Source organism: Bradyrhizobium sp., from assembly GCF_028868675.1.
Classification (GTDB): Bacteria; Pseudomonadota; Alphaproteobacteria; order Rhizobiales; family Xanthobacteraceae; genus Bradyrhizobium.
On record NZ_JAGWUA010000215.1, the window covers coordinates 1 to 7,855 of the forward strand.

7 protein-coding genes are annotated in these 7,855 nt (G+C 65.4%); 3 read left to right on the plus strand and 4 right to left on the minus strand.

Translation table 11 applies throughout. From position 1 onward, the window contains the following. The 4 genes from KGM94_RS21385 to KGM94_RS21400 form a co-directional block, all read right to left on the minus strand. Positions 1-1,202 (minus strand): AMP-binding protein (locus tag KGM94_RS21385; RefSeq protein ID WP_300263837.1); only part of this gene is annotated, 1,202 nt, incomplete at its 3' end. Then, the gene (locus KGM94_RS21390) at positions 1,199-2,338 is read right to left on the minus strand and encodes an FAD-dependent monooxygenase (protein WP_300263839.1); all 1,140 of its coding nucleotides are present in this window, start codon (positions 2,336-2,338) and stop codon (positions 1,199-1,201) included. The genes KGM94_RS21390 and KGM94_RS21385, both read right to left, overlap by 4 nt. 118 nt (positions 2,339-2,456) lie before the next feature. After that, positions 2,457-3,260, minus strand: a complete 804-nt coding sequence (locus tag KGM94_RS21395) for a cysteine rich repeat-containing protein (protein ID WP_300263841.1) — start codon at positions 3,258-3,260, stop codon at positions 2,457-2,459. Between the two features lie 172 nt (positions 3,261-3,432). Then, complete coding sequence (locus KGM94_RS21400; protein WP_300263843.1) at positions 3,433-4,239, minus strand: RimK-like protein; 807 nt, start codon at positions 4,237-4,239, stop codon at positions 3,433-3,435. Between the two features lie 359 nt (positions 4,240-4,598). Between KGM94_RS21400 and KGM94_RS21405 the strand changes: the two genes are divergently transcribed. The 3 genes from KGM94_RS21405 to KGM94_RS21415 all read left to right on the plus strand — a co-directional run bounded on the left by KGM94_RS21405 (position 4,599) and on the right by KGM94_RS21415 (position 7,677). Then, positions 4,599-5,372, plus strand: a complete 774-nt coding sequence (locus KGM94_RS21405; RefSeq protein WP_300263845.1) for a ferredoxin--NADP reductase — start codon at positions 4,599-4,601, stop codon at positions 5,370-5,372. A gap of 316 nt (positions 5,373-5,688) precedes the next feature. Further along, the gene (locus KGM94_RS21410) at positions 5,689-7,314 is read left to right on the plus strand and encodes an FMN-binding glutamate synthase family protein (protein ID WP_300263849.1); all 1,626 of its coding nucleotides are present in this window, start codon (positions 5,689-5,691) and stop codon (positions 7,312-7,314) included. A 123-nt stretch (positions 7,315-7,437) separates the two neighbouring features. Then, positions 7,438-7,677, plus strand: coding sequence for a PilZ domain-containing protein (locus KGM94_RS21415; RefSeq protein ID WP_300263847.1), 240 nt, complete (start codon positions 7,438-7,440; stop codon positions 7,675-7,677). Positions 7,678-7,855 lie beyond the last annotated feature (178 nt).

Consider the following 7,855-nt stretch of genomic DNA (forward strand, 5'->3'; position numbering starts at 1 on the left):
CGGTTCCAGTAGAGCGGCGTGTTGGAATCGCCGCGCACCCACAAAATGCCTTCTTCGTCGTCGCCGACCTCGCGACCGTCCTTGTCGCGCAGCGACACCTCGTAGCCGGGTACCCGCAGGCCCGCCGCGCCGAGCTTCATCTTCCCCGGCTGGTTGGAGAGATAGATGTGCAGCACCTCGGTCGAGCCGAGCCCCTCGACGATGTCGAGCCCCGTGAGCCTCTTCCAGCCGTTGAAGACCTCGGCCGACAGCACCTCCGCCGCCGAGAGCGATAGGCGCAGCGAGGAGAAGTTCGTGCCGTCCGCGCCCTCGGCCTTGGTCAGCGTCGTGTAGAGCGTCGGCAGGCCGAAGAAGACGGTCGGCGAATAGCGTTCAATGGTCTCGAAGATCGTCGCGGGCTTCGGTTGGCCGGGCAGCAGCAGCGTCGTGGCGCCGGCCGAGAACGGGAAGGTGATGGAGTTGCCAAAACCATAGGCGAAGAAGATCTTTGGCACCGAGAAGCAGATGTCGTCGGGCACGAGCTCCAACACGCTTTGCGCAAAGGCCTGGTCGGTATAGGCCATGTCGTGCTGCAGATGCACGATGCCCTTCGGCCGGCCGGTCGATCCGGAGGAGTACATCCAGAACGCCATCTCGTTGCGATCGGTCGCGGTCTCCGCGAGTTCCGTCGGAAATTGCCTGAGCCAGCCTGCCGCCGCGATCGCCTCCGGCGCGGCATGGTCGCGCGCCTCGCCGTTGACGACGATCAGCGTGCGCAGCCGCGTGTCCTTGCAGGCCTCGGCGGTGAAGCGGGAGCAGAACTCAGCGTCGGCCACCGCGACCGCGGCGCCCGAATCGGCGAGATAGAACTGCAGCAGGTCCGACGGCGTCAGCGTGTTGGTCAGGAGCGGCACGAAGCCCGCGCGCACCGCGCCGAAGAAGGCGGCCGGATAGGCCGCTGTGTCGTCGAGGAACAGGAGGATGCGGTCGCCGCGCTTGAGGCCCAGCGAGGCAAGACCGTTGCCCCAGCGGCAGGCCTCGGCGCAGAGCTCGGCATAGGTTCGTGTGCCCGCGGGCCCGGTCAGTGCCAGCCTGTCGCCGCGTCCCCTGGCGAGATTGTCGAACAGCACGCGGCTGGCGTTGTAGGCTTGCGGAACGGCAAAGCCGATCTCGCGCGCGCCCGGGCTGTCTGCCGGAACGGAATCGCCGATTTCGACGCTCATGCCTCGCCCCCGCCGGCCTTCGCTGCCTCGTAGCGCGCCATGAAGCCCGGCGACATCGCCCGCAGGCGGGAATCGTCGATGCGGCCCGAGCGCGTGATGTAGCTGTAGGCGAAATCCATCAGGTCCTGCTTCATGTGCTCGGCAAAATGCTCATACCAGCTCGCGCTGGTTCGCGCGGCGTCGACGAGCTTTTGCACGATCGGCTTGCGCGCGGCCTGATAGCGATGCAGCGCGGTCGCAAGATGCGCGTCGGATTCCAGCGCCTTGACCAGCGCGATCGCGTCCTCGATGGCGAGACGCGTGCCCGAGCCGATCGAAAAATGCGCGGTGTGCAGGGCATCGCCGATCAGCACCATGTTCTTGAACGACCAGTGCTCGTTCCAGACCCAAGGGAAATTGCGCCAGACCGATTTGTTGGAGATCAGCGAGCGGCCGCCGAGCGTGTCGGCAAAGATCTCCTCGCACACGCCCTTTGATTGCTCCGGGTCCTTGTAGGCAAAGCCGTAGGCCTGCCAGGTCGCGTGGTCGCATTCGACCAGGAAGGTGCTCATGGTCGGCGAATAGCGGTAGTGGTGGGCATTGAACGCGCCGCGATCGGTCTTGACGAAGCTCTGCGACAGCGTGTCGAAGCGTCTTGAGGTGCCGTACCAGACAAACTTGTTGGAGGAGTAGGACAGCGAGGTGCCGAAATCGCCCTCGAAACTGCGGCGCACCAGCGAGTTCAGGCCGTCGGCGGCGACGATCAGGTCGTAGCCGCGCAGCTCATCGACGGCATGCACCAGGGTATCGAAGCGCGCGACCGCGCCGGCATCGAGGGCGCGCCGCTGCAAGAGCTTCAACAGCTCGAGCCGGCCGATCGAGGAGAAGCCGACCCCGTCGATGGCCACCGTCTCGCCGCGCAGGTTGAGCGTGATGTTCTCCCAGCTCTCCATGAGCGGAGCGACGGCGTCGACCGTCTCGGGATCGTCGGCTCGCAGGAATTCCAGCGCCTGGTCGGAGAACACGACGCCAAAGCCCCAGGTCGCGTCGGCCGGGTTCTGCTCGAACAGCTCGACCTGATCCTCGGGATGACGCATCTTCCAGAGATAGGCGAAATAGAGCCCGCCGGGCCCTCCGCCGATCACGGCGATCCGCAACGTCTTTCTCCCTAATTGACAGTATACTTACTATCTGGGCCAGACTAGTCCGCTCCGGCAAGCCGCGCCAGAGGAATTATAGGCGGCGCCGCCGGCTCAGACCCCGGCGCTTCATCCGCTATCGCACGACGAACGGCGCCAGCACGTCCTTGCAGGCGGGCGACAGCGACGCCGCCTTCGCGGCGAGGCATTGCGCGATGCGTCCGCCGCCCGGCGCGACGCCACCGCAGAGCGTGCGAATGTCGCCGCCGCAGGCGGAGCCGACGATGAACAGCTCTTCGCGCGGCCGGAGCGGCCGCAGCACGATCACGGTGGGAGCCGCCGCGGCCGTGCCGCCGCCGGAGGCCGCGCTAACGGCCTTCTCGCAGGCCGGCGACAGCTTAGCCTTGTTCTTCTCCAGGCATTGCAGCGCGGGCGCGCCGCCGGGCGGCACGCCGGCGCAGACTTTTGGATAGTCGGAACGGCAGGCGCTCTTGATCGCCGAGGCTTCGGCGCTGCTCGGCTCCTTCGCCGCGGCCGCCTTGGGAGCCGCTGGTGCAGCCGCCGGCCTTGCCGAGGGAGCGGCGGCCGGTGCCGTCTCCGCTTTCGGCGCGGCCGGCATGGATGCGGCCTTGGGTGATGCGGGCGCGGCCTCGGCCTTCGGCGCGGCGGGTGCTGCCTCCGCCTTGGGCTCGACCGCGCGCACCGCGCTCTGGCAAGCCGCCGACAGGCTCGCCATGTTCTTCTCGAGGCATTGCAGCGCTTCGGCGCCGCCCGGCGTCACGCTCGCGCAATGGGCCTGGTAGTCCGACCGGCATGAGGAGCGGATCGCGCTCTTTTGCGCATCGGTCGGCGCTTGCGCGAATGCCGGGACCGCCGTTGCGAACAGTGCCGCCGCCAGCAACGCGCTGCGCGTTGCGACATCGCTCAATGTCTTGAACATCTGGATGAATTCCCGCCCTATCAGGGAAGCCGGTCGCTTTCCGACAATCGTTTGGTCCAAAATCGTCGCGAGGATCGTCTCGCCAGCGGTATCATTCGACGGTTTGGCCATCACTGCAAGCCGATTGTTGCAGCCGAAGATTGCAGCGGCCGGCCAACGGCGGCCGCGCCCGTCAGCGTGCCGTCTCGTCGAAGATGCGGTCGAGCGCCGCTGCATAGATGGCGTCGACGAGGTCCGGGCAAAACTTGCCCAGCACCTCCATCATCACGCCGGAATTGATCTCGAGCACCTTCCAGCCGCCGTCGGCGTGAACGAGATCGATCGAGGCGAAGTCGATGCCGATCGCGCGCGCGGCATCGATGGCCATCGTCGCGCAGGCATCGCGGATCTCGCCTTGCTCGATCAGCACCGGCCTCGCGCCGGCATCGAGGTTGTGCCGCCAGCCCGACGTGCGCTCCTTGCGGTAGACGACCATCGGCATCCGATCCAGCAGGGTCACCCGCACCTCCTGCTCGATGTCGACGAAGGGCGAGATCGCGAGCGCCGAGCTGGAAGCGAAGACGTCGGCCACTGCGCGTTCGAGCTCGCGCGGGTTCGTCACCTTGAACACGGAGCGGCCCGCGGTGCCCTCGTTCGGCTTGACGACGAGGCCCTGTGGATGTCGCGCGAGCAGGCCGAGCATCGTCTCGCGCCATCCCGGCGCCGCGATATGCGCACCCAGGTTCGGGTTGAGGAAGAGATGATGCGGAATGCACGGCACGCCCGACAGCGCGAGCACCTCCGCGGTTGCGCATTTGTCGCTGGCGAGGCGATGGGCGATGGCGCTGTTGATGCCGATGTCATAGCCGAGGGCGAAGTGGCGATGCGCGCCGCGGCGCATCGCGATCAGCCAGCCTCCCGCGCGCACGTCGACGGCAATGCCGTGCTGCGCGCAATATTTCCGTATCGCCTTGACGAAGATTCGCTCGTCGCTGGGCATGTTCCGGTCCCAAGGGTTGCCGCATGCGGGGTTCGGGGCTGCGGCTGAAAAAAATCAGCGCCATTCTTAATGAATTTCTCGCGAGCAGTGACGGAAATTAAGTGCTGCGATCACCGCGCTCCGGGAAAAGAAATTGCTCACCGCGCGGGCACTGCAGAAAATCGTTAATCATGCGGCAAAAGCAGCCGAAAATGCCGGTTTGATCGGCGTCAAATGCGACCGGGCCGAGGTTGATTATCTGTCCCGATCGCGTAGATCAACGACGCGAAATCAGCCGCCATCGACAGTGGTGTCCGCCTCGCTTCCGGGGCCGCGCCGCGCTTTGGTGCAAGACCATCCTATTCGGAAAATCGAGACACATGAGCGCGTTCTATCGAGAGAAGGTTCTTTCCGTCCAGCACTGGACCGACACGCTGTTCAGCTTCCGCGCCACGCGCGATTCCGGCTTCCGCTTCCAGAACGGCCAGTTCGCGATGATCGGTCTCGAGGTCGACGGCCGTCCGCTGATGCGCGCCTACAGCATGGCGAGCGCCAATCACGAGGAGCAACTCGAGTTCTTCTCGATCAAGGTCCAGGACGGCCCGCTCACCTCGCGCCTGCAGAAGATCCGTGAGGGCGACATCATACTGGTCGGCCGCAAGGCGACCGGCACGCTCGTCACCGACAATCTGCTTCCCGGCAAGCGGCTGTTGCTGCTCTCGACCGGCACGGGACTTGCGCCGTTCGCAAGCCTGATCAAGGACCCCGACGTCTATGACCGCTTCGAGAGCATCGTGCTGGTGCACGGCTGCCGCCAGGTCTCCGAGCTCGCCTATGGCGAGCAGCTCGTTGCGAACCTGCACGAGGACGAACTGTTCGGGCCTCTGCTGTCGGAAAAGCTCGTCTATTATCCGACCGTGACCCGCGAGCCCTTCCGCAATCGCGGCCGCATCACCGACCTCATCAACTCCGCCCAGCTGTTCGACGACATCGGTCAATCGCCGCTCGACATCGCCATCGACCGCGTCATGATGTGCGGCAGCCCCGCCATGCTGGAAGAGCTGCGGACCATGTTCGAAAGCAGGGATTTTGCCGAAGGCTCGAACGGCGAGCCCGGCCATTTCGTGATCGAGAAGGCGTTCGTGGAGCGGTGATTCCACCCGTCGCCCCGGCCTGCGCCGGAACGACAATGGGGAGCGGGGCGAAGGTTGTTCCGCCCCGCATCGTCACGGCCCGGTCATCCACAGCGCTCTATTGCACCGCAACAGCCCGTCCATCCGACGGATTGATCTGCCGCATCCGAATTCGCTAGCCTGAAACCGGAGCTCCGTCATATCCGTAGGACGGCGCAGGCGTATCGTTGCCTCATTCCGGCGAGAGGATGTGATCGTGGCCGACGACGACAAGGCGCACCTTGCGCCCAAGGAGACCGTAAAGACGATCGTCAAGGGGCGGATGGAAGGGGGAGCCATGGAAACGCTGCTGCTTCCATTCTCGCCGCGCTTCATCGTCCTCACCATCTGCTCGGTCGTCACCGCGCTCCTGGTCGGCTTCGGCATTGCCGATCGCAAGATCTTCGACATCCTGCTGGCGCCGACGCTGCTGTTCGGCGGACTGACGCTGCTCGGCGTGCGCGATCTCCTGCAGAAGAGCCACGCGGTGCTGCGCAACTATCCGATCTCGGCGCATCTGCGCTTCCTGCTCGAGGAAATCCGCCCGGAGATGCGGCAGTACTTCTTCGAGAGCGAGAAGGACGGCATGCCGTTCTCGCGCGACACCCGCGCGGTGGTCTATCAGCGCGCCAAGATGGAGCTGGACAAGCGCCCGTTCGGCACGCAGGAAGACGTCTATCGCGAGGGCTACGAGTGGATGCACCACTCGGTCGCGCCGAAGACGCGGGCCGAGGAGAAGTTCCGCATCACCATCGGCGGACCGGACTGCGCAAAACCCTATTCGGCCTCCGTATTCAATATCTCGGCGATGAGCTTTGGCGCGCTCAGCCCCAACGCGGTGCGCGCGCTGAATGCCGGCGCGCGAAAGGGCGGTTTTGCCCACGACACCGGCGAGGGCGGCGTCAGCTCCTATCACCGCGAAATGGGCGGCGACCTGATCTGGGAGATCGGTTCGGGCTATTTCAGCTGCCGGAACAAGGACGGCAGCTTCAACCCGGATTTGTTCGCGCGCGTTTCGTCCGAGGACCAGATCAAGATGGTCGAGCTCAAGATCAGCCAGGGTGCCAAGCCCGGCCATGGCGGCGTGCTGCCGGCGGCGAAAGTGTCGGAGGAGATCGCCAAGATTCGCGGCGTGTCGATGGACGAGGACTGCATCTCGCCGGCCTCGCACCGCGCCTTCTCGACGCCGGTCGGAATGATGCAGTTCATCGCCGAGATGCGGCGGCTTTCCGGCGGCAAGCCGGCCGGCTTCAAGCTGTGCATCGGACACAAGTGGGAATTTCTGGCGATCTGCAAAGCGATGCTTCAGACGGGCATCTATCCCGACTTCATCGTGGTCGACGGCAACGAGGGTGGCACCGGCGCCGCTCCGCTCGAGTTCATGGATCATCTGGGTACGCCGATGCGCGAGGGCGTCAACTTCGTCCACAATGCGCTGGTCGGCATCAATGCGCGCGGCCGCATCAGGATCGGCGCCTCCGGCAAGATCGCGACCGCCTTCGACATGGCGCGCGCCATGGCGCTCGGCGCCGACTGGTGCAACTCGGCGCGCGGCTTCATGTTCTCGCTCGGCTGCATCCAGTCCCTGAGCTGCCACACCGACCGCTGCCCGACCGGCGTCACCACGCAGGACCCGACGCGCGCCCGCGCGCTCTATGTGCCGCTCAAGATCGAGCGCGTGCACAATTACCACCACGCGACGCTGCATTCCCTGTCGGAGCTGATCGCGGCGGCTGGCCTCGAGCATCCGCAGGAGCTGCGGCCGATTCACTTCAGCCAGCGCACCTCCACCACCGAGGTCAAATCCTTCGCCGAGCTCTATCCGGCGCTGCGTCCGGGCGAGCTGATCGACGGCACCGATGATTCGCGCTTCCGCGACGCCTGGCGGCTCGCGCAGGCGGATTCGTTCCAGCCGGCGGGCTGATCCGCAGGCCCCGGAAAGGCGAATGCCGTCGCATGATACCGCCTTGTGATGCAGCCCCTGGAAAATGAGCGCGATCCGGCCGGGTTTTAACGGTTGATTTAACTTTGGGTATAGATTTGTCGCATGGACGAGCGACGAAACAATTCGCGGCACCGCGTTCTGAAGGCCGGGACGATCGGGTTCGGCGGCGGCGCGATCGACTGCACCATCCGCAATTTCTCGGATACCGGCGCCGCGCTCGAGGTCACGAGCCCGGTCGGCATACCTGATCACTTCACCCTCGTCGTTTCCGCCGATCGAAAGCACCGCGCCTGCCATGTCGTCTGGCGCAAGGAAAGGCGAATCGGCGTGAAGTTCGAGTGAGCCGGCCCGGAGTTTTTCACATCTCGACGCCAAAGCGCGCCAGCATCCACGCCGTCGCCAGATAGAGCAGAAACGTCAGCAGGCAGCCCGCGCCAAGAGCCGGCCAGAAGCCGGCGCCATTCCGGAGCAAGGCCGGCACCAGCAAGAACATCGGCAGCGACGGCAGGACGTACCAGAA